Consider the following 439-nt stretch of genomic DNA (forward strand, 5'->3'; position numbering starts at 1 on the left):
TGTGAAATGGTGCGGCCGGTTCTACCTGACCGAGATCGGCCATTCGCCGCTCGATGTCGTCGCTTGGCACGGCAATTACACGCCGTTCAAATATGACCTGCGCACCTTTTCGCCCGTCGGCGCCATCCTCTTCGATCACCCCGATCCGTCGATCTTCACCGTGCTGACCGCGCCGAGCGGCGAAGCTGGCACCGCCAATGTCGATTTCGTCATCTTCCCGCCGCGTTGGCTGGTGGCCGAACACACGTTCAGGCCGCCCTGGTATCATCGCAACATCATGAGCGAGTTCATGGGCCTCATCCACGGCCGCTACGACGCCAAGGAAGAAGGCTTCGTTCCCGGCGGCATGAGCCTGCACAATATGATGCTGCCGCACGGACCGGACGCGCTGGGTTTCGAGAAGGCGGCGAATACGGAGCTGAAGCCGGTGAAACTCGAC

At 61.5% G+C, this 439-nt stretch carries 1 protein-coding gene; it reads left to right on the forward strand.

Annotation, left to right across the window (positions count from 1 at the left end; translation table 11 throughout):
- A partial coding sequence (locus tag AC1D0P_RS29850) for a homogentisate 1,2-dioxygenase domain-containing protein (RefSeq protein WP_477680038.1) occupies nt 1–439 on the forward strand: 439 nt, incomplete at both ends.

Source organism: Polaromonas sp. P1_G2 (genome assembly GCF_056405515.1).